The organism is Variovorax paradoxus, assembly GCA_016806145.1.
Lineage (GTDB): Bacteria > Pseudomonadota > Gammaproteobacteria > Burkholderiales > Burkholderiaceae_C > Variovorax.
This window is the reverse complement of record CP063166.1, coordinates 2,638,241-2,657,844: the sequence shown is the minus strand read 5'-3', so window position 1 is coordinate 2,657,844 and position 19,604 is coordinate 2,638,241. Positions and strand designations below refer to the sequence as shown.

Sequence of the window (19,604 nt, the reverse complement as noted above, 5' to 3'; positions counted from 1 at the left end):
CACACACGCATTCAACGCAGGCCGCGCATCGCCATGCGCGCGATGTCGCGCAGGTCCTCGACCGAAGCGCCGCCACGCCCCGAGATCTTGAGCCCCGACAGCGTGGCCATCAGGAACTGCGCGACCGCGCGCGGCGCGAGCGCGGCATCGATCTCGCCCGCGGCCTGGGCCTCGCCGATGCGGCCCTCGATGGCCGACTGCAGCATGCGGCCCGCGGTGTCGGTCAACAGGCTCACCTCGGCATCGCCGCGGCCGAACTCGCAGACCGCGCCGATGCCCATGCAGCCCGGCTGGCCCTGCGCGCCGAAATGGGTCGCCATGCCGTCGAGCATGGCCGCCAGCCCCGCGCGCGGCGAGGCGCCGCCATGCAGCGCGCGGATGTGCTGCGACACATGGCCCACGGCGTACTGCTGCAGCGCCTCAAGATAGAGCCGGCGCTTGTCGCCGAAGGTGTCGTACATGCTCTGGCGGCTGATGCCCATGGCGGCAAGCAGCATCTCGGTCGAGGTGCCGTCGTAGCCGTGGTCGCAGAACACGGCGATCGCGCCCTGCAGGGCGGCGTTGCGGTCGAAGGCTTTGGGTCGGGCCATGGCGGGCGAGTCTATCGATTCCGGATTGCCCTGTCCAGAACAGGTGATTCCGGAATCGCCTTCGCCCTTCCCCCTCAGGCCGGCACCGCCTCGCGCACCACCGGGCCCGCCTCGGCGCGCGACGCCAGGAGCCGCGAGCGCAGCGCATCGCGGCGCACCTGCGCGGCGGCGATGCTCGCCTCCTTCACATGGCCGTAACCGCGGATCTGCTCGGGCAGCTTCGCGAGCGCCAGCGCCGTGTCGGCGTCGACCTCGTCCCAGCGCACGAGGATGTCCTCGATGCCCGCGCGGTACTCCTCGATCAGGCGCCGCTCCGTGCGGCGTTCCTCGGTGCGGCCGAAGGGGTCGAAGGCCGTTCCGCGCAGCCGGCGCAGCGCGGCCAGCACGCGGAAGCCCTGCAGCATCCACGGCCCGAAGGCGCGCTTGACCGGCCGGCCCTGCGCATCGCGCTGGCCGAGGATCGGCGGCGCGAGGTGGAAGCGCAGCTTCGGCGTGCCCTCGAATTCCTGCTGCAGCTTCTTCATGAAGGCGCCGTCGGTGTAGAGGCGCGCGACCTCGTACTCGTCCTTGTAGGCCATCAGCTTGAACAGGTTGGACGCCACCGCGCGCGTGAAGCGGTCGCCGCGGCCGCGGGCCTGCTCCACGCCGCGCACCCGCGCCACGAAGTCCGAGAAGCGCCGCGCATAGGCCGCGTCCTGGTAGGCCGTGAGGAAGGCGGTGCGGTCCGCGAGCAAGGCATCGAGCCCCTGCGGCAGCTGCAGCGCCACCGGCTGCGCGGGGGAGGCCTCGCGCGCCACGGCCGCGAGGTCGAGCGCGGCGCGCCGGCCCCAGTGGAAGGCCTGCTGGTTGGCCTTCACGGCCACGCCGTTGATCTCGATCGCGCGCAGCAGCGCGGCCGAACTCAGCGGCACATAGCCCTTCTGGAACGCGAAGCCCAAAAGGAACAGGTTGGCCGCAATGGCGTCGCCCATGAGCCGGGTCGCGAGGCCCGTGGCGTCGATGAAGTCGGCCTTGCCGGCCACCGACTCCTCGATCAGCGCGCGCACCTGGCCGGCCGGGAAGGTCCAGTCGGGGTCCTGCGCGAAATGGCCGGTGGGCTGCTCGAAGGTGTTCACCAACGCATAGCTGCGGCCCGGGCGCATCTTGGCGATGGCGTCGGGCGCGCCCGCGGTCAGCATGTCGCAGCCCAGCACCAGGTCGGCCTCGCCGGTGGGAATGCGCTGCGCCTTGAGCTGCGCGGCGTCGCGCGCCAGCCGCACGTGCGAGGTCACCGAGCCGTTCTTCTGCGACATGCCCGTCATGTCGAGCACGCTCGCGGCCTGGCCCTCGAGGTGCGCGGCCATGCCGATCAGCGCGCCGATGGTGATGACGCCGGTGCCGCCGATGCCGGTGATGAGGATGTTGTGCATGCCCTCGATCGCATGCACGGTCGGCTCGGGCAGCGCCGCGTCGGCCTCGGCGCCGCGCGCGGCCACCGGCTTGATGCGCCGCGGCTTCACGCCTTCCACGCTCACGAAGCTCGGGCAGAAGCCCTTGACGCACGAGTAGTCGGCGTTGCACGCGCTCTGGTCCACGCGGCGCTTCAGGCCATGGGGCGTGGGCTGCGGCAGCAGCGAGGTGCAGTTCGACTGCTCGCCGCAGTCGCCGCAGCCCTCGCACACGGCTTCGTTGATGAACACGCGGTGCGAGGCCTGCGGGAACTCGCCCTTCTTGCGGCGCCGGCGCTTCTCGGCCGCGCAGACCTGGTCGTAGATCAGCACCGACACGCCCTCGTAGTCGCGCAGCGTGCGCTGCACCGCGTCCATCTCGTCGCGGTGGTGGATGGTGAGGACGAAGCCGCCGCCATCGGCCGGCAGCGGCGAGCGGTCGCGCCAGCGCGTCGGGTCCTCGGCCACCAGCGCGATGCGGCGCACGCCCTCGGCCGCCACCTGGTGCGCGATGCGCGGCACGCTCACGGGCCCGTCGACGGGCTGGCCGCCGGTCATCGCCACCGCATCGTTGTAGAGGATCTTGTAGGTGATGTTCACGCCCGCGGCCACGGCGGCGCGGATCGCCATCGAGCCCGAGTGATAGTAGGTGCCGTCGCCGAGGTTGGCGAACACGTGGTTGCGCTTCGAGAACCAGGCCTGGCCGAGCCAGGGCGCGCCCTCGCCGCCCATGTGGGTCGTGGTGCGGTTGTGCTCGGGATAGATCGCGGTCGCCATCACGTGGCAGCCGATGCCGGCCAGCGCCAGGCTGCCCTCGGGCACCTTGGTCGAGGTGTTGTGCGGGCAGCCCGAGCAGTACCAGGCCGGCCGCGCCGGCGTGGCCACGGCCTTGCCGAGCACCACGTCCTTGGCGTCGAGGATCGCCAGCCGCGTGCGGATCATGTCGCTGGTGTGGAAGCGCGCCACCCGCGCGGCGATCACGCGCGCGATCTGCGCCACCGAGAAGTCGGCCGTGGCCGGCAGCAGCCACTGGCCGCGCGGATGGGCGCCCCATTCGCCGCGCTCGTCGAACTTGCCGATCACGCGCGGGCGCACGTCCTCGCGCCAGTTGTAGAGATGCTCCTTGAGCTGGTACTCGACGATCTGACGCTTCTCCTCGATCACCAGGATCTCGTCGAGCCCGTCGGCGAACTCGCGGATCGAGTCGGGCTCAAGCGGCCAGGGCATCGCCACCTTGAACACGCGGATGCCGATGCGCGCCGCCTCGGCCGCGTCGATGCCCAGCTCCTCGAGCGCCTCGAGCGCATCGCGGTACGACTTGCCCGAGGCCACGATGCCCAGCCGCGCCGAGGGCGCGTCGATGGTCACGCGGTTGAGCCGGTTGGCGCGCGCATAGGCGATGGCCGCGTAGATCTTCGCGTCCTGCATCAGCGCCTCCTGCTTGCGCGCCTGCACGCCGAGCGTGTCGGTCGACAGCCGCGCATGCATGCCGCCCGCGGGCGGCACGAAGTCCTCGGGCAGCAGGGTGCGCACGTTCTGCGCGTCGGCCGGGATCGAGCCCGACGACTCTACCGTGTCGGCCAGCGCCTTGAAGCCCACGGGCAGCCCGGCGAAGCGCGACATCGCGAAGCCGTGCAGGCCCAGCTCGATGTACTCCTCCACGCTCTGCGGATAGAGCATCGGGATCATCGAGGCCGCGAACAGGTGGTCGCTCTGGTTCGGCAGTGTCGACGAATAGGCGCCATGGTCGTCGCCCGCCACCAGCAGCACGCCGCCATGGGGCGAGGTGCCCGCGTGGCTCATGTGCTTGAAGACGTCGCCGCAGCGGTCCACGCCGGGCGCCTTGCCGTACCACATGGCGAACACGCCATCGACCGCGCTCTCGCCGGTCAGGTGCACCTGCTGCGTGCCCCAGACGGCGGTGGCTGCCAGTTCCTCGTTCACGCCGGGCAGGAACTTGACGTGGTTGGCATCGAGGTGCGGCTGCGCCTTCCACAGCGCCTCGTCGAGCCCGCCGAGCGGCGAGCCGCGGTAGCCGGAGACGAAGCCGGCGGTATCGAGGCCGTTGGCCTGGTCGCGCCATCGCTGCACGAGCATGAGGCGCACCAGTGCCTGGATGCCGCTCAGGTAGACGCGGCCGGACGTGGAGGTGTACTTGTCGTCCAGCGAGACGCTGGCGAGATCGTGGGACATGAGAGAAGGCTCCGGTAAGAGTCGCGAGAGATGCCCGTTCGGCCACCGGTAAGCGGCCTGCGGGCGGAACACGCGCCGCGGGTAAGCGGCGCGCGTTGGGGAAGATAGCGCACAGCGGAAGATCGTGGGCTCAGGCCTCCTTCGGCTGGTACCAGCGGTCCTTGGCCAGCATCACCTCGTTGTGCGCCGCGCCGGCCGGCATCATCGGAAAGCAGTTCTCCTGCGCCGCCACCTGCACGTCGAGGAAGAACGGCCCCTCGCTCGCCAGGCATTCGGCCAGCGCCGCGGGCAGCTCGGCGGGATCGCTCACGCGCCGCGCACCCCAGCCGAAGGCCCTGGCCAGCGCCACGAAATCGGGCAGCGCCTCGTTCCAGCTGTGGCTCAGGCGGTTGCCGTGGTTGAGCTCCTGCCACTGGCGCACCATGCCCATGTAGCCGTTGTTGCACAGCACCAGCTTGACCGCCGCGCGGTGCTGCACCGCGGTCGAGAGCTCCTGGATGTTCATCAGCACCGAGGCGTCGCCGCTCACGCACACGGCCAGCGCCTCGGGATGCGCCACCTGCGCGCCGATCGCGGCCGGCAGGCCGTAGCCCATGGTGCCGGCGCCGCCCGAGGTGAGCCAGCGGCGCGGCCGGTCGAAGCGCAGGTACTGCGCGGCCCACATCTGGTGCTGGCCCACGTCGGTCGAGACGATGGTGTCGCGCCCCGTGTCGCCGATCGCCTGCTGCAGCGAGGCCATGAGCCGTTGCGGCAGGATCGCGTCGGTGCGCGGCGCGAAGCCCAGGCAGTCCTCGGCGCGCCAGCGCTCGATGCGCTGCCACCAGGGCGCGAGCCGCGCGGCCTCGAAGCGCTCGGGCAGCAGCGCGAGCAGCGCCTCGAGCACGGCGGCGCAGTCGCCCACCATCGGCACGTCGACCTGCACCACCTTGTTGATGCTGCTCGGGTCGATGTCGATGTGGATCTTGCGTGCATGCGGGCAGAAGCGATCGAGCTTGCCGGTCACGCGGTCGTCGAAGCGCGCGCCCACGCAGACCACGAGGTCGGCCTCGTGCATCGCGAGGTTGGCCTCGAGCGTGCCGTGCATGCCGAGCATGCCGAGGAAGGCCGGGTCCGAGGCCGGGAACGCGCCGAGCCCCATCAGCGTGAGCGTGCACGGCGCATGCAGCCTGCGCACCAGCTGCGTGAAAGCCTCGCAGGCCGCGGGGCCGGCATTGATGAGACCGCCGCCGCCATAGAGCACCGGCCGGCGCGCGGTCGAGATCAGGTCGGCCGCGCGCTGCATGCAGGCGCGCGGCGGCACCGGAGCGCGGTGCGTCCGCAGCGGCCGCGGCACGGGCACCGGCGCGCCCTGGCCCGGCAGCGCGAGCTGCACGTCCTTCGGCACGTCGAGCAGCACCGGGCCCGGCCGGCCCGCGGCCGCGATCTCGAGCGCGCGCCGGACCATCGTCGGCACCTCGTCGGGCATCCGCACCTGGTGGTTCCACTTGGTCACCGGGCGCGACATGCCGAGCGCATCGCTTTCCTGGAAGGCCTGCGTGCCGATCACCGCGGTCGACACCTGGCCGCTGATGCACAGCAGCGGCACCGAATCGCTGATCGCGTCGAGCAGGCCCGAGATGGTGTTGCCCACGCCCGGCCCCGAGGTGACCAGCACCACGCCCACGCGGCCGGTGGTGCGCGCATAGCCCTCGGCCGCGTGCACGGCCGCCTGCTCGTGGCGCACCAGCACGTGGCGCAGCCGCGGCTCGCCGTGCAGCGCGTCGTACAGCGGCAGCGCGGCGCCGCCCGGGTAGCCGAAGATGGTGTCGACGCCGCAGGCCACCAGCGTGTCGAGCAGCGCCTCGGCGCCGTTGCGCACGCGCGGCGCGGTGTCGATGGCGAGCGCGGCATCGAGGGGCAGGTCGGTGGCCGCGTCGATGTCCGAAGAATTTTCGGCATCCAGCGTCAGGGCGAGGTCGTTGGGGAGGTCGAGCAGTCTCATGCCGTCAATTCTTCCGTGTTTGAGGCAGAATTTGCTTCTGATTTTTGGATATTCAGGCCTCAAACATGAAAATCAATCGCAAATCCTCGCAAGATGACGAAGGACTTTTCGACAAGATCGACATGGCGATCCTCCGGGTTCTGCTGCTCGATTCGCGCAAGACCCTGCAGGACATCAGCGCCGAGGTCGGCCTCTCGCCCACCAGCTGCTGGACGCGCATCAAGAAGCTCGAGGCCCAGGGCGTGATCAAGCGCTACACGGTCGACATCGATCCGGCCAAGCTCGGCTACCAGGACTCGGTGATCGTGCAGGTCACGCTCGAGAGCCACACCGACGAGACGCTCTACGACTTCGGCCGCACCCTCGCGACCATCCCCGAGATCCAGGAGGCCTACCTGGTCTCGGGCGACTACGACTACTACATCCGCATCGCGGTGCGCGACACGCGCGACTACGAACGCCTGCTGCGCGAGAAGCTCTACAAGATCCCCGGCATCCGGCACAGCAAGTCGCACTTCGTGCTGCGGGTGCTGAAGGAAGCGAGCATGCCGATCCTGTGAGGCCGAGGAAAAGCCGTTCGGGCCGAGCCTGTCGAAGCCTTGCGCGAGGCTTCGACAGGCTCAGCCCGAACGGGTTGGGGTTGGGGACGAGGTTGGGGTTGGGGCTACTGCTGCTGCACCGTGATCGCCTTCGCCGTCAGCGAGGCATCGAAGTTCAGCATCGCCGGATACTGCGGCCAGTTCACGCCCAGCGCCGCGTTGTTCGGATCGCCGCCGCGCGCGAACGCCGCCAGGCTCTTCATCATCGCGTCCGACAGCTGCAGCCGTCCCGGCTCGTTGGCCTTCGAATTGGCGAACTTCGAATAGAGCGACGGCCCGAAGTTGCCGAACACGAACGGCAGGTCGAAGGTGTGGGCCGCGCCGAAGATGTCGTTGAACGGCGCCGGCGACTTGTCCCAGTTGAACTGGTACCACCACAGCGGCACCTTCTGCGCCGCGAGCACCGGAAAGATCTGTTTGCGCAGCGCGATGAAGAAGTACTGGTTGTAGAGGTCGGTTCGCGCGTTGAAGCCGGTCACCGGCGTGGTCACCGGCAGGTACTGGCCCGGGATCCACTGCTCGAGCGAGGTCGCGGGCGCCGCGTTCGGGTCGTAGTTGTAGGCCATCGAGAACACCGTCGGGTCGTCGAGCAGCCGGCCGCTGATGCCGCCGAAGGCGGGCGAGGTCGCGAGGTTCTGCGGGAACAGCTTGGTCTCGTCGCGCGTGTAGCCGGCCAGCACCGGCACCTTGAGGAACTCGCCCGCGTTGATCGCCGCGATCGGGTTGGTCCGCACCACCACGCCGTCGTTGAGCGGGTTCGAGGCCGACAGCCCCTGCGGCGCCAGCTTGTTGAGCACGGTTTGCAGCAGCGTGTCGGCGCTCTTCGAGCGCAGGTAGGCCGCGAGATCGGCATTGCTCTGCGACGCGATGAAGGCGGTGGCCGCGGCCGTGTCCTTCACCGTGCCGTCGGCCACGAGCAGCGCCGCCAGCAGCGCGTTGTTCTGGTTCGGCACCGTGGTCGCGGTGGCGACGCCGCCGCTCAGCGGCACCAGGCGCTGGAACAGCGCGGGCTTGGTGTTGACCACCAGCGGCGAGACCATCAGCGCATAGATGTTGACCGCGCCGGCCGACTGGCCCATCAGCGTGACGTTGGCCGGGTCGCCGCCGAAGCGCGCGATGTTCGCGTTGACGAACTTCATGCCCTTGATCAGGTCGAGGATCGCGTAGTTGCCCGAGTCGTCGTTCGCGTCCACGCCGGCCTTGAGCTGCGGCGAGGCCAGGAAGCCGAGGATGCCGAGCCGGTAGTTGATCGACACCACCACCGCGTTGGCCGCCTTCGCGAGCGCCGCGCCGTCGTAGACCGGGTCGCCGGTGTAGCCCGTGATGTTGCTGCCGCCGTAGACGAACACGATGACGGGCAGCTTGTCGGTCGCGGCCGCGGTCGAGGGCGTCCAGATGTTGAGGTAGAGGCAGTCCTCCGAACCGGTGGTCTTGCCGATCGAAGTGCCGATGGTCTCGTCGTAGCGGTTGTTCTGGCCCGGGCCGTAGAGCCGGCCCGTCTGCGCGCAGGCATTGCCGAGCTTCTGCGCGGTCTTCGTCGCGGTCCACGGTTCGGGGTCCACCGGCGCCTTCCAGCGCAGCGCGCCGACCGGCGGCTTCGCGAAGGGCACGCCCTTCCAGCTGTAGGTGCCGTTGGTCGCGGAGTCGTCGTTGCCCTGCACGGGTCCGTAGGCCGTGGTGCGCAGCACCGGGGACTGCGCGGGCGGCGTGTCGGGCGGCGGGTTGCTCGTCGTGGGCGGGGGCAAGGCCACGAAGCCGGCACCGCCGCCTCCACCGCCGCCGCAGGCCGTGAGTTGCAGCAGGGCAAGAACGGCGCAGGCGGCACCGGCGCGCAGATGGCGAATCGTCATGAAGTCTCCTGTTTTTTCCAGTGGTGATGGCCGCCGGCCCGAGGACCGATGGCCATCCGCTAGTCTCGGCACGGCGGGCGCCGATTCCAATGTGGCGCGCGCACACCTTTGGCCCGCGTTCTATGTGAGGGCAAGGGCCCGCGCGGCGATCGGCGCGGGATAATCGACCCGACCCGCGAAGACGGGACAGCGAACGGGTCGCCTGTGCGCGCGGCCGTTCGATCGGGGAGAAACCGGCGGCCCGCGGGCGCGCCCCTCGCTGCAAAGGCCGGCGCCCGTCCGGCGCACGCCGCGAGCAGACAGCGAGTTCCAAGGCGCAAGCGTTCGATGAGACAGGGCAACAACGACGGCGAGCGAGCCGGTCGGGGAATCGCGGCCTTCTGGCGCGCGCTGCCGCTGATCGTGCTGCTGCTGTGCTGCGCGCGCTCCCCCGCCGCCGCAGCGGCGCCGCCGGACGACCAGCCCATCCACATCACCGAGGCCGAGCTGCAGTCGGTCAATGGCACCGGCTTCACGGCCCCGCCGCTGCTGTCCGTCGATGCCGAACTGCCGCGCGACGGCTGGAAGCCGGTCGGCCTGCCCTACACCGCCGACCGCGAGCTCGTGCCCACTGCTTCCAGTGGCATGCGCACCGTCACCGACTGGTACCGCCTCGACCTCGGCCGCCTGCCGCCTTCGACGCAGCCGCGCCTGCTCTATCTGCCGCGCTGGAAGACGCTGGGCCACATCGCCGTGTATGGCGACGGCGTGCTCATCTACCAGTCGCACGGCAGCCCGATCCACAACGGCTACAACCATCCGCTGCTGCTGCCGCTCAACCTCGCGGCGCAGGCACCCACGCCCGCGTCGGTGCTGATCCGCGTCGACCGGCTGCGAAGCAGCGGCAGCGGCCTGTCGACCGTGCGCGTGGGCCACGAGGACGACCTGTCCTGGCGCTACCAGGCGCGCCAGTTGCTGCAGGTGCAGCTGCCGTTCATGGGCAGCGCCGCCTTCCTCGCGGTCGGCGCCTTCGCCTTCGCCGTGTGGCTCGGCAAGCGGCGCGAACCGCTGTACCTGCTGTTCTTCGCCATCTCGGCGGCGGCGTTCATGCGCATGCTGCACTACTACGTGGGCGGCAGCTACATCCCGATGTCCGACGAGTGGTTCGAATGGATGACCGTGGCGAGCCTGCTGTGGCTGATCCTGTTCGTCCACCTGTTTCTCGAGCGCCTGCACCGGCAGCCCTCGCCCTGGCTCACGCGGCTGTCGGTCGGCCTCGTGCTGGCCTGCAACCTCGCCACCCTGCCGCAGGTCTCGCGCTCGATCGTCAGCCTCTACCTGTTCACGCCACTGCTGAACCTCGCCGTGCTGCCCGTGGCCGTGCTGATCTTCTCGGTGAACCTGCGCAAGGCCTACCGCGTGCAGCTGCCCGAGGGCCGGCTGGTCGCGGCCTGGACCATGATCGCCGTCGCGTTCACCGGCTACGACGCCCTGCTGCAGAACAACCTCGTGGGCCCCGAGAGCGTTTATACCTCGCCCTACGCCATCATCGGCCTGTTCTTTGTCTTCTCGTACATCATGTTCCTGCGCTACACCGGCGCCTTCGCCGAGGTGGCGCGGCTCAACAAGGGCCTGGCGCACCGGCTGCGCGAGCGCGAGGACGAGCTCAAGCAGAGCTACGAGCGGCTGCGCGTGGTGGAGAACGAGCAGATGCTCAACGCCGAGCGCCGCCGCCTCATGCAGGACATGCACGACGGCCTCGGCTCCTCGCTGATCGGCGCCATCCGCTCGGTGGAGCAAGGCAGCATGAGCGACGCCTGCATCGCCGACATGCTCAAGGCCTGCATGGACGACCTCAAGCTCGCCATCGATTCCATCGAGATCGTCGACCCCGACCTGCTGCTGCTGCTCGCGACGCTGCGCTTCAGGCTCGCGCCGCGCATCGAGGGCGCCGGCATCGCGCTGCGCTGGGAGGTGCGGCCCGTGCCGCACCTGCCCTGGCTCGACCCGGGCAGCGCACTGCACATCCTGCGCATCATGCAGGAGTCCATCGCCAACGTGATGCGCCACACGCGCGCCACCACCCTGCGCGTGAGCACCGCGGCCACCGACGATCTGGTGTGCGTGACCATCGAGGACAACGGCGCGGGCTTCGACGTGGCCGAGGCGCTGCAGCATGGCGGGCGCGGGCTGCGCAATCAGCAGCAGCGCGCACGCGCGATCGGCGGAACGGTGGGATGGCAGTCGGGCAGCGAGGGCACGCGCTTCACGCTGTGGCTGCCGATCGAACGCGAGACCGTGCCCGCCACGGCCTGAGCCCTGCCCGCCCGGTTGCTCAGAGACGCGCCGCGGCGTTCGGCTGGCTCGGCAGGCGCAGCGTGCTGGCCTGGGAATCCGGCGGGCACGGCGCATCGGAGTAGACCGCATCGCCTTCGGGCATGACGCACTTCTGGACCTCGATGAAGGCCGGCGCGGCTTTCTTCTTCGTGGCCGCGTCGGCACTGGCCATCGTCGTGTCGAGCCGGGCAATCGATGACACGACGGGCGCGCGGACCGGCTCGACCCGCGGCGCGTTGTCGATGACGGGCGCGGGCGCCTTCGCCTGCTCCGGCACGATCGAAGACGGCAGACGCGGCGCGCGCCCCGCGCTCTCTTGCACCAGGCTGCTGAGCGCCAGGTAGAACAGGAACACCGCGAGCAAGGCGACGCCCAGCCCCGGGCCCCAGTACCTGGGCGCGCGGACCGCGCGCAGCGATTCCATCAGCGGCGCGGCCATGCCAGGCCTCCGGACTGCAAGGCACCCGCCAGCTTCGCGATGCCACCCGTGCCGCTCGCGGCCCGTCCGATCAGCGCGCCGCCCGCTGCTCCGGCGACGATGCGCGTGAGGAACGAGCGGCTGCGGCCGGCGGCCAGCAGCAGCAACACGCCGGCGCCGAGCACGATCAGGTGCTCGCCGGGATAGTCGGCGCGTGCGGCGTCGACCTGCTTGAACTTGTCGATGGTTTGTTCGAGGGTCATGGCTGAAGGTCCTTCTTTTCTTAAGCGGTTCTAGTTTGGGCGTGCCTCGAGGGCTTGTAGGCGGGCACCATCCGCTTTCTAGGAAATCGTCTCGACAATGCGGCAGAAGCTGCCGTATTCGAACGGCTTAGCTGTCCTCAAGCAAAACCCAGCGCTCTTGTCCGATGGCGTTTTCTCGCCAGTTCAGCGAGGTCACGACCTTCCCCACGTCTCTGATTTTTCTCATCTTGGGGATTCGCTTCCTGGCATCAGGTTCTTCGTCCCTCTTTCAGAGGGGATCTCTCGCCCATGGTCGATCTCGAAATCACCGCGTCCGCGAACATGAAAGGCAGCAATCGCGCGATGTTTCTCGCATCGTCCATACCTCGGTGATGAGTCCCGGAGAATTCCATCCCCGCTAATAGAACGGCGTCGCCCAGGCCAGGCTTCTTGGAAAGACCTTGTCGCTCGGTGAACTGCTTCTTGCCGTTGATATGCGATGCGCTGATGGGATAGGGCACCTTGTGGAAGTCGCAGTCCTGACGCAGTTGCTTGAGGTCGTAGTCGCCCCAAGAGCAGAAGACGAAGCCGGAATAGCCATAGAGCCAGCGCTTGAAGCTCCGGATTGCCTCGTCGAAGGCAGGCGCCGCATCGACGTCGCGTTGGGCGATCGATGTCAGCGAGGTGCAAAAGGAAGTGAGCCGAGGATGGCGCACGGGACGAATGAAGGTCTGAAACTCGCCTTCGACCTCAAACGCTCCCTGGCGAACCATGACGGCACCGATCTCGATGATCTCCATCTGCTCCCGAGGAACCGTTCCACTGTCGCAACACGTTGCCTCTAGGTCGATGACCAGGTATCGATCTGCTTTCACCCGTCGCTCCATTGCTGCACTCCCTTTGATTATCGATTCTTCACCGCGCTACGATGCACACCGAACGAAGGGCAAGTTGCCTGACCAAGTTGCAGGACCGCGACCTCGCGAACGCGCCTTGACGCATACCGACCGCCACCTCCTAACACGCGTTCAAAGGAAGTGACCGATGCTGAGAGGAAGCTGCCTCTCCCAAGGCGTAGCGTTCGAGATCAACGGCACGATCAAAGGACCCGCTGTACTGCCACTCGCCAGGCGACCACTGCGGGTTCTGCTTGGTGTGCGGTTCGAGCCTCATCAGCAAGCTCGACGCGAAGCCCGCCGTGTACGGTGTCGCGCTCGGCGTGCTCGATGGCGATCCGGGCGTGCGGCCGCTGTGCCATGTATATGTGGGGTCTAAAGCGCCGTGGTTCGAGATCACCGATACGTTGCCCCAGCACGAGACACGGCCTTCCCACAACGCCTGAGCGCAGCGTCGAACGAACACCGACGCAATGAAACTCCCCTTCTCCAGATTCCTGACCGCGGCCATCACCGCAGCCGGCATGGTCGCGCCGGCGCCGGCCCAGCCCATCTCGCAGAACATGGAACTCATGGGCGCCATCGCACGCGAGATCGTGAACAGCGGCGAGCCGCAAGAGGTCGATTGGGTCGAGGTCTCCGCGATCTTCTCGATCGATGCCGATGGCGATGTCAATGGCAGCTATGGCTACGCCTACGACGCCCGGGGCCAGGCCCATGCGGCCGCGTTTCTCGAGGACCCGATCGAGCGCGAGGTGAAGGCCTATCGCGACTGGCTGCTGCTGAAGGGCCGCAAAGGCGACAAGGGCATCATCAAGACGCTCTTTCAATTCAACCGGCAGACGCGCCGGGTTCGCGCCGATTTCGAGTACGAGGATCCCCGGCGCTGGCAGGTCACGCCGGCCAACCTCGATGCCAGGGTCAAGGAGCTTCGGCCCCATCCCGGCGCGGCGGACGGCAGGTAGCACGCCCGCGCCGGCGGTCCCGCACGACGGTTCGCGCGAGACCGCGCCGCATCAAAGCAGCTGATAGATGCGGAAGTCGACCCGTCCCGCCGACATCTCGTTGTAGCCCACGAGCACCAGGTCGTTGACCCAGGTGTAGCGCGCGTCCGATGTCTCGAGCTTGGGCGTGGTGCGCAGGTAGGTCTCGCCGAACGCGAGTCGCTCGCCCCTGGCCAGCCGCGCGCGGCCATCTGGCGGCAGCCTGGCGACGCCCTTGCTCTCGAAGTAGATGAGCGCGCCATCGTCGGTGCGCAAGGCACCGCGGATGTCGAGCCGGCTGATGCCGTCCGCGCCGATTGCGACCCAGTCGACGCTGCCCGGCAGGAACTGGCCGCTGAGCTTCGGCCCGTCGAGCCGGCCGCCCTTGCCGATGTAGGGCACCAGCGTGCCGCGCGGCGTGGGCACGACGATCGGCGTCTCGAGATCGACCCGCAGGTCGCACAGGTGCCGGATCGGCAGCGCTTCGAACAGCGGCTGTTCGAGCAGTGGTCGCTTGTCGAGGATGGCGCTCATGGTCAGCTCAATGCAGCCTTGATTTCGGCGTAGTCGAAGAAGGTGTCCTTGCGCGTGACGAGCCCGTCGCCGTCGACCTCGACCACGTCCAGCGCATGGAAGCCGCGACGCTCCTTGCCCGGCGGCTGGAAGGTCAGCGTCCAGTCGAGCGTCCAGTGCCGCTCGCCCAGCAACAGGCGGCGCGTTTCCACACCGAAGCCCGGATAGCGCGCGAAGACTTCGCCGAACTCCTTCAGCAACGCGTCGTTGCCCCGCACCGCCGTGCCGCGGCCGTGCGCCTGGAAGCTCGAGTCCGGCGCATGCAGGGCCACGATCGCCTCGGGGTCGTGGGAGAGCCAGGCCGAGGCGTAGCGATCGGCGATGGCGGCAAGATCCAACTTGACAGGTTCAGACATGGGAAGCCTTTCGAAGGGTCGATTGCATTCGCGGAAGTCCTATCGATTCCGCGGTGCGCGAGGCGGGTTTCACCCCACCCGGCGAACGGTCGCGACTATACCTATGATTTTCATAGTGACAAGCGGTATGATGCCGGCAATGACCCAAAAATCGCCTCCACCCGCGTCCGCCGAGCACGAGGCGGCGCATGCGCATTCGACCCTGTGCCCGATCGCACGCGCACAGGTCATCGTCGGCGACCGCTGGACCGTGCTCGTGCTGCGCGAGCTGTTCCTCGGCAATCGCCGTTTCGAGGAGATCCAGGTGCAGACCCAGGCCACGCCGCAGATGGTGGCGAGCCGACTCAAGAAGCTGGAGGCCGAAGGACTGATCGAGCGCCGCCTCTACAGCGAGCGCCCGCCGCGGCACGAGTACCACCTCACGCCGATGGGCATCTCGTTCCACCCGGTGTTCCTCGCACTGCGCGCCTGGGGCGAGACATGGTGCAAGGGCGAGCACGAGGAGGTCGCGATTCGCTACACCCACATCCCCTGCGGGCAGGACCCGGGACTGGGGCCGGCCTGTCAGTCGTGCGGGAAGGAGATGCGGCGGGAGGAACTGTCGGCGCGGCTCAGCGGGTCGTTCGATGCGGAGCGGCGGGAGCGGTTGCAGGCGTTCAAGGCGGGGCGGGTGTAGGGAGAGTCAGCGGCTCCCCGCTCATCGCTTCCCCGCCGCCCCACGCTCGATCACCTTGCCCGTCTCGTTCCCCTCCTCCCGTCCATCCGCATAGCGCCGCATGTAGTCGAACACCTTCGCCTGCGACACCTTCACCATCTGCCCCGCGTGCAGGCCGGCCACTTCCACCGGCTCGTTCTTCAGCATGCCGTCGATCGCGTCACCCTTCCAGCCCGTGACCTCGACCCACATCCACTCGTTGCCGCCGCTGCGGGTGATGAAGGGTGCCTTCACGAGGATGTATTCGCCCGGCGCGAGGCCCTTGGCGAACGCGTCGCGCAGCACGGGCAGTTGCGTTCGAGCGAGCTTGCTGGCCGCGAGGATCTGCTCGTTGTGCTTGATGCGCGACACCGAATCGTCGGCGGCGCCGAAGGTGCTCTTGAGCAGGGCCATTTGCTGCGCCGAGCGGTCGGGGCCCGGGTAACGGTCGAAGCCGATCTCGTAGAGCCGGTTGCGCGGATCGCCGCTCTCCCAGGTGCCCGCCACCAGCGACAGCCTGGCGGGCGTGGTGCCCTTGGCCTCCTTGTCCTTCGGGTCGCGCAGGCCGCCCTGCTTGAGCGTGCGCAGGTCCAGGTCGAACTGGCCGGGCCTCGCGATCTGCGCGCCCTCCGCCATTGCCTGCGCGAAGCCGTTGACCAGAATGCCCATCGGTCGATTCATCGACCACGAGAACTGGCTCACCACCACGTCGGGCAGGCCGAACTTTCTCATGCCGAGCGTGATGGCGCGCGCGAGCTTGTTGTCGGCCTGGTAGGCGTGGATCACGATCTGCGAGGCGATGTCGGGAATGCCGCTGGCCCAGGGGTCGACGCGCCGCTTCTGCCATTCGTCGGGCGTGAACAGCTCGCGCGTCTCCTCGTCCCAGACGAAGCCGTTGGTGTCGCGCGCCACCTGCAGCGTGAGTTCGAGCGCCTTGCGCATGGCCGGCAGTGCCAGCTTCGAGGGATGCGCGAAATCGATGATCAGCGCCTGGCTGCTGCCCTGCAGCGCCTCGGCCTGCTCGCGCGTGATGCCATGGCCGAAGCGCTGCAGCATCTCCATCTCGGGCGCGCGATAGGTCTGCTGCACGGTCGTGGTGTTCCAGTTCGCGAACAGCACGGGGGCGGACACCTCGGAAGGCCTCGGCATCGATGCCAGCAGCTTGGGCGCGTCTGCGAGCTTGGCAAGCCGGCTGCGCAGCGTGGCCATGGGATCGACCTTGGGTCGCGGTGCGTAGTAGATCGCGAACTGCGCGTGGACCGGGCCGGCTTGCAGCGGCGAGCCTGCGGGCACGGGGGTGCCGGGCTTGGGGGCGGTGGCGGGTGCGGCGGCCTGTTGTGCCTGTGCGAACGCAGGCAGCGGTGCAAGCGCCGGAGCGCACAGCAGCAGGGCAGCGAGCAGGAGAGGACGGAGCGACTTGGGCGGGAGACGCATGGTTCCGAGTCTGGGTGGTGAAGGGTTGGCGGATTGTCGGGGGAGTTGCGTGACGAACGCCTACCCGATGCAGCACATGGCTCATGAGGAAGATCCGGCCATCGGCGGCAGCCCGCCGGACTGCCGACTCTCGAAGCCTGTCGTTCGCGGTGCCGGCACAGTGCGGCCATTGCAGACGCTTCGTTCACGAACATCGTGCGAAGATCTTTCATGTGGAACCACGATCAAGAGAAACGGTTTGCGCTCCCACCGTTTCAGGCGGTCGACTGACCCATTTGCCGTTCTCCCCAGCGAGCATGACCGATGACCCCGACTCCTCCCGCGCTTCCCGACCGCATCCGGACCGCGCGCCTCGAACTCCGCGCACCCGAGATTTCCGATGCATCGGCGATGTATGCCTCGTACACGCAGGATGCGGAAGTCGCGCGGTACATGGTGTGGCGTCCCCACGCATCCGAGGATGCAACGCGCGATTTCGTCGCAGCATGCGTCGCTCATTGGCACACCGGTTCAGCCCGTCCCTACGTCATCACCCTGAAGACAAGCGGTGAGCTCGTGGGAATGCTCGAGGCGCGTACCAAGGGGCACATCGTGAACATCGGCTACGTGCTTGCACGCGAGCATTGGGGTCGGGGCCTGATGCCGGAAGCCGTTCGGGCCTTGACGGCAGAGGCACTAGGACTGCCAGAGATATTCCGTGTCGAGGCAACCTGCGATGTCGACAACCTGGCGTCGGCGAGGGTGCTGGAGAAAAGCGGCTTTCTGCTGGAAGGCCGGCTCGCCCGCTTCACGGTTCATCCGAACATCGATGTCGAGCCGCGCGACTGCCTCATCTATGCGGCCTGCCGGTCGTGATGAGGACATCGACACGGAAGTGTTGCCTCGGCTCAACACTGGGATCGGCAAGGCTCATGGATTGCAAGCAGGCAGAGCAGAAACGGCCCGCGATCGGGTTCGACCGCCTCAAGCCACCTTGCGCCGCAAAAACATGTGCGTAGCCCGCTCCCCCGCCACCTGCCGCTCGCAGCTGTAGCCCAGCGCCGGAAGATCCAGCCCTTCGAACAGCGCCTCGCCCTTGCCCAGCAGCACCGGCCGCACCGCCAGATGCAGCTCGTCGAGCAATCCGGCCTTCAGATACTCACGCACGGTCGCAACGCCGCCGCCCACGCGCACATCGCGCCCGCCCGCCGCATCGCGCGCCAGTGCCAGTGCCTCATGGATGCCACCGGTCACGAAGTGGAAGGTGGTGCCGCCTTGCATGGTCAGCGGCGCGCGCGCATGGTGGGTCAGCACGAAGACCGGCACGTGGTACGGCGGCTCGTCGCCCCACCAGCCCTTCCAGTTCTCGTCGGGCCACGGGCCGCGCACCGGTCCGAACATGTTGCGCCCAAGGATCCAGGCGCCCATCGAAGAGAAGCCGTGCTCGGCGATCTCGTTGTCGACGCCGGTCTCGCCCTTGGCATCGCTCCCCTTCTGCATCCGCTGCCAGACCTGCGTGGGAAAGAACCAGTCCATGAGTTCGGGACCGCGAACGCCCAGCGGGTTCTGCAAGCTCTGATCGGGTCCGGCGGCGAAACCGTCGAGCGAAACGCCGAAGCTGCGCACGAGCAATCGGGACATGCTGTCGTCTCCTGCAAAAAGGGAGCAGCAGTCTAGCGCTCGGTGCTCCTGAAAGGCGACGACGTTGTTGGTAATAAGAAGGTTCGAAAAGCCGAACGCGTCATGGGGTGGGCTAGGATGAAGAACGCGTCCCGGGTCTGCCATGGCTCGGGAAACCATGAGATTCATTCGTTGGTCTGCCGCGCTCGTGCCGGCACCACTCGCTCCGAACAGATCCCCATGTCCCTGCGCTCCCTCTTCTCATCGCTCGGCAAGAGCAAGCCCGCCGAACCCCAAGCCGAGACCGTCCACACGACCCAGGGCTGCCAACGCTTCGGCCACCCCGAGTTCCGGATCCGCGTGAGCAACAAGGCCATTCCTGACGCGGACGTCGCCTGGTTCCTCCATTTCCTCGAGAGCCGCGTGGCAGAAGGAGAAAAGTTCAGCGGCGGCCAGAGCCTCCAGGTCGGCTGGATGTACACGAAGATCGAGGACACCGACGACGGCTTCCTGCGGATCACGGAACCGGACATGCAGCAGATTCCCGTGCGCTTCATCGATTCGGTGGACAGCACCTTGATGCAACTGCGCAACCAGAAGGATGTCGTCGAGAGCCTCGTCGCGGAGGTCGCGCCGGAGTTTCCTTCCCTGCAGAACAGCGTCGTAGTGCACGTGGACTACAAGTCGGCGTCGCGCATCCTGCTCACGCGCGCGGAGCCTGCCGACGCGAACGATTCGGGCTGGTGGTTCACCGATCTCGACGACAAGGAAGGTTCTCAAGATCCGTCACGCTTCACGAAGACCTCGCTCTATCAGCTGGCGATCGACCGGCCGGAGCTGGTGAAGTTCTTCGCCGTGCCGGCGGACCTTCGCGTCTACATCAAGGGGCCCGTCATCGCCGTGCTGGGCCCCGAGAGCGAGATCGAGCACAAGCCCGGCTCCTACCTGAGCGAACTAAACCGCGCCGGACAAGAACGCGCCTGACAAAGGAACCCCAGCCATGACCATCAAGCGAATGGACAACGTCCTGATCGTCGTCGACGATCTCGAGGCCGTGAAGGCGTTCTTCATCGAACTGGGCCTCGCGCTCGAAGGCCAGACCACGGTGGAAGGACCCGACGTCGGCCAGCTCGTCGGGCTCGGCAACGTGAAGTCCACCATCGCGATGCTGCGTACGCCCGATGGGCAAGGCATCGAGCTCGACAAGTTCCACACGCCGGAGGCCGTGAGGTTCGGGCCTATGGAGACGCCAGTGAATGCCTTGGGTCTGCGCCGCGTCATGTTCGCCGTCGAAGGCCTCGACGATGTCGTCGCGCGCATCAAGACCCATGGCGCGGAGATCATCGGACAGATGCAGTACGGGGAGTCGTACCGGCTCGCCTACCTTCGCGGGCCCGAGGGCATCATCGTCGGGCTGGCCGAGCAGCTCGGGTAGGCGCGGCGCAACGCGCGC

18 protein-coding genes and 1 pseudogene are annotated in these 19,604 nt (G+C 68.0%); 8 read left to right on the top strand and 11 right to left on the bottom strand.

Annotated features, from left to right (window positions below):
- Positions 1–11 precede the first annotated feature (11 nt).
- The 3 genes from INQ48_12250 to ilvB all read right to left on the bottom strand — a co-directional run bounded on the left by INQ48_12250 (position 12) and on the right by ilvB (position 6,191).
- Positions 12–590 (bottom strand): TetR/AcrR family transcriptional regulator, encoded by a 579-nt coding sequence (locus INQ48_12250; protein QRF59937.1) that lies wholly within the window; start codon positions 588–590, stop codon positions 12–14.
- Positions 591–664: 74 nt separating this feature from the next.
- Complete coding sequence (locus tag INQ48_12245) at positions 665–4,210, bottom strand: indolepyruvate ferredoxin oxidoreductase family protein (protein QRF59936.1); 3,546 nt, start codon at positions 4,208–4,210, stop codon at positions 665–667.
- A 130-nt stretch (positions 4,211–4,340) separates the two neighbouring features.
- Entirely contained in the window at positions 4,341–6,191 is a 1,851-nt protein-coding gene (gene ilvB / locus INQ48_12240) for a biosynthetic-type acetolactate synthase large subunit (protein QRF59935.1), read from the bottom strand.
- Positions 6,192–6,313: 122 nt separating this feature from the next.
- Between ilvB and INQ48_12235 the strand changes: the two genes are divergently transcribed.
- Positions 6,314–6,751 (top strand): Lrp/AsnC family transcriptional regulator, encoded by a 438-nt coding sequence (locus INQ48_12235; GenBank protein QRF59934.1) that lies wholly within the window; start codon positions 6,314–6,316, stop codon positions 6,749–6,751.
- 104 nt (positions 6,752–6,855) lie between these two features.
- On the opposite strand, the gene INQ48_12230 is transcribed toward INQ48_12235, so the two are convergent.
- Entirely contained in the window at positions 6,856–8,640 is a 1,785-nt protein-coding gene (locus INQ48_12230) for a carboxylesterase family protein (protein QRF59933.1), read from the bottom strand.
- A 327-nt stretch (positions 8,641–8,967) separates the two neighbouring features.
- Here INQ48_12230 and INQ48_12225 point away from each other — a divergent pair, with 327 nt between their 5' ends.
- Positions 8,968–10,935 carry a sensor histidine kinase gene (locus tag INQ48_12225; protein QRF59932.1) on the top strand — a complete coding sequence of 656 codons (1,968 nt, stop codon included), beginning with the start codon at positions 8,968–8,970 and terminating at the stop codon, positions 10,933–10,935.
- Positions 10,936–10,954: 19 nt separating this feature from the next.
- Here the strand turns inward: INQ48_12225 and INQ48_12220 are convergent, their stop codons facing one another.
- The 3 genes from INQ48_12220 to INQ48_12210 all read right to left on the bottom strand — a co-directional run bounded on the left by INQ48_12220 (position 10,955) and on the right by INQ48_12210 (position 12,503).
- Positions 10,955–11,395 carry a hypothetical protein gene (locus tag INQ48_12220; protein QRF59931.1) on the bottom strand — a complete coding sequence of 147 codons (441 nt, stop codon included), beginning with the start codon at positions 11,393–11,395 and terminating at the stop codon, positions 10,955–10,957.
- Positions 11,380–11,637: a hypothetical protein gene (locus tag INQ48_12215; GenBank protein QRF59930.1), complete on the bottom strand. Its 258-nt coding sequence runs from the start codon at positions 11,635–11,637 to the stop codon at positions 11,380–11,382. Before INQ48_12215 ends, INQ48_12220 begins: the two co-directional genes overlap by 16 nt.
- 248 nt (positions 11,638–11,885) lie before the next feature.
- The gene (locus tag INQ48_12210; protein QRF59929.1) at positions 11,886–12,503 is read right to left on the bottom strand and encodes an exonuclease domain-containing protein; all 618 of its coding nucleotides are present in this window, start codon (positions 12,501–12,503) and stop codon (positions 11,886–11,888) included.
- 157 nt (positions 12,504–12,660) lie between these two features.
- Between INQ48_12210 and INQ48_12205 the strand changes: the two are divergent.
- Both INQ48_12205 and INQ48_12200 read left to right on the top strand, forming a co-directional pair.
- Positions 12,661–12,958, top strand: a pseudogene (locus INQ48_12205) (GFA family protein).
- A 27-nt stretch (positions 12,959–12,985) separates the two neighbouring features.
- Complete coding sequence (locus tag INQ48_12200; protein QRF59928.1) at positions 12,986–13,477, top strand: hypothetical protein; 492 nt, start codon at positions 12,986–12,988, stop codon at positions 13,475–13,477.
- A 51-nt stretch (positions 13,478–13,528) separates the two neighbouring features.
- Here the strand turns inward: INQ48_12200 and INQ48_12195 are convergent, their stop codons facing one another.
- Both INQ48_12195 and INQ48_12190 read right to left on the bottom strand, forming a co-directional pair.
- Complete coding sequence (locus INQ48_12195) at positions 13,529–14,029, bottom strand: DUF3237 domain-containing protein (GenBank protein ID QRF59927.1); 501 nt, start codon at positions 14,027–14,029, stop codon at positions 13,529–13,531.
- 2 nt (positions 14,030–14,031) lie between these two features.
- On the bottom strand, positions 14,032–14,424 hold the full coding sequence (locus INQ48_12190; GenBank protein QRF59926.1) for a nuclear transport factor 2 family protein: 393 nt from the start codon (positions 14,422–14,424) through the stop codon (positions 14,032–14,034).
- A 139-nt stretch (positions 14,425–14,563) separates the two neighbouring features.
- On the opposite strand from INQ48_12190, the gene INQ48_12185 reads away from it, so the two are divergent.
- Positions 14,564–15,100 (top strand): helix-turn-helix transcriptional regulator, encoded by a 537-nt coding sequence (locus tag INQ48_12185; GenBank protein ID QRF59925.1) that lies wholly within the window; start codon positions 14,564–14,566, stop codon positions 15,098–15,100.
- 21 nt (positions 15,101–15,121) lie between these two features.
- On the opposite strand, the gene INQ48_12180 is transcribed toward INQ48_12185, so the two are convergent.
- The gene (locus INQ48_12180) at positions 15,122–16,552 is read right to left on the bottom strand and encodes a DUF2314 domain-containing protein (protein QRF59924.1); all 1,431 of its coding nucleotides are present in this window, start codon (positions 16,550–16,552) and stop codon (positions 15,122–15,124) included.
- A 303-nt stretch (positions 16,553–16,855) separates the two neighbouring features.
- Here INQ48_12180 and INQ48_12175 point away from each other — a divergent pair, with 303 nt between their 5' ends.
- Positions 16,856–17,407 carry a GNAT family N-acetyltransferase gene (locus tag INQ48_12175; protein QRF59923.1) on the top strand — a complete coding sequence of 184 codons (552 nt, stop codon included), beginning with the start codon at positions 16,856–16,858 and terminating at the stop codon, positions 17,405–17,407.
- A 108-nt stretch (positions 17,408–17,515) separates the two neighbouring features.
- On the opposite strand, the gene INQ48_12170 is transcribed toward INQ48_12175, so the two are convergent.
- Positions 17,516–18,172: a dihydrofolate reductase family protein gene (locus INQ48_12170; protein ID QRF59922.1), complete on the bottom strand. Its 657-nt coding sequence runs from the start codon at positions 18,170–18,172 to the stop codon at positions 17,516–17,518.
- 219 nt (positions 18,173–18,391) lie between these two features.
- Here INQ48_12170 and INQ48_12165 point away from each other — a divergent pair, with 219 nt between their 5' ends.
- Both INQ48_12165 and INQ48_12160 read left to right on the top strand, forming a co-directional pair.
- Positions 18,392–19,135, top strand: coding sequence for a hypothetical protein (locus tag INQ48_12165; GenBank protein QRF59921.1), 744 nt, complete (start codon positions 18,392–18,394; stop codon positions 19,133–19,135).
- A gap of 16 nt (positions 19,136–19,151) precedes the next feature.
- Positions 19,152–19,586, top strand: a complete 435-nt coding sequence (locus tag INQ48_12160; protein ID QRF59920.1) for a VOC family protein — start codon at positions 19,152–19,154, stop codon at positions 19,584–19,586.
- Positions 19,587–19,604: the final 18 nt, after the last annotated feature.

Coding starts and splice junctions, on each gene's coding strand:
- INQ48_12235 (QRF59934.1), top strand. CDS start 6,314: ATGGCGATCCTCCGGGTTCTGCTGCTCGATTCGCGCAAGACCCTGCAG.
- INQ48_12245 (QRF59936.1), bottom strand. CDS start 4,210: ATGTCCCACGATCTCGCCAGCGTCTCGCTGGACGACAAGTACACCTCC.
- INQ48_12195 (QRF59927.1), bottom strand. CDS start 14,029: ATGAGCGCCATCCTCGACAAGCGACCACTGCTCGAACAGCCGCTGTTC.
- INQ48_12225 (QRF59932.1), top strand. CDS start 8,968: ATGAGACAGGGCAACAACGACGGCGAGCGAGCCGGTCGGGGAATCGCG.
- INQ48_12210 (QRF59929.1), bottom strand. CDS start 12,503: ATGGAGCGACGGGTGAAAGCAGATCGATACCTGGTCATCGACCTAGAG.
- INQ48_12175 (QRF59923.1), top strand. CDS start 16,856: ATGACCCCGACTCCTCCCGCGCTTCCCGACCGCATCCGGACCGCGCGC.
- INQ48_12180 (QRF59924.1), bottom strand. CDS start 16,552: ATGCGTCTCCCGCCCAAGTCGCTCCGTCCTCTCCTGCTCGCTGCCCTG.
- INQ48_12160 (QRF59920.1), top strand. CDS start 19,152: ATGACCATCAAGCGAATGGACAACGTCCTGATCGTCGTCGACGATCTC.
- ilvB (QRF59935.1), bottom strand. CDS start 6,191: ATGAGACTGCTCGACCTCCCCAACGACCTCGCCCTGACGCTGGATGCC.
- INQ48_12215 (QRF59930.1), bottom strand. CDS start 11,637: ATGACCCTCGAACAAACCATCGACAAGTTCAAGCAGGTCGACGCCGCA.
- INQ48_12250 (QRF59937.1), bottom strand. CDS start 590: ATGGCCCGACCCAAAGCCTTCGACCGCAACGCCGCCCTGCAGGGCGCG.
- INQ48_12230 (QRF59933.1), bottom strand. CDS start 8,640: ATGACGATTCGCCATCTGCGCGCCGGTGCCGCCTGCGCCGTTCTTGCC.
- INQ48_12185 (QRF59925.1), top strand. CDS start 14,564: ATGACCCAAAAATCGCCTCCACCCGCGTCCGCCGAGCACGAGGCGGCG.
- INQ48_12200 (QRF59928.1), top strand. CDS start 12,986: ATGAAACTCCCCTTCTCCAGATTCCTGACCGCGGCCATCACCGCAGCC.
- INQ48_12190 (QRF59926.1), bottom strand. CDS start 14,424: ATGTCTGAACCTGTCAAGTTGGATCTTGCCGCCATCGCCGATCGCTAC.
- INQ48_12170 (QRF59922.1), bottom strand. CDS start 18,172: ATGTCCCGATTGCTCGTGCGCAGCTTCGGCGTTTCGCTCGACGGTTTC.
- INQ48_12165 (QRF59921.1), top strand. CDS start 18,392: ATGTCCCTGCGCTCCCTCTTCTCATCGCTCGGCAAGAGCAAGCCCGCC.
- INQ48_12220 (QRF59931.1), bottom strand. CDS start 11,395: ATGGCCGCGCCGCTGATGGAATCGCTGCGCGCGGTCCGCGCGCCCAGG.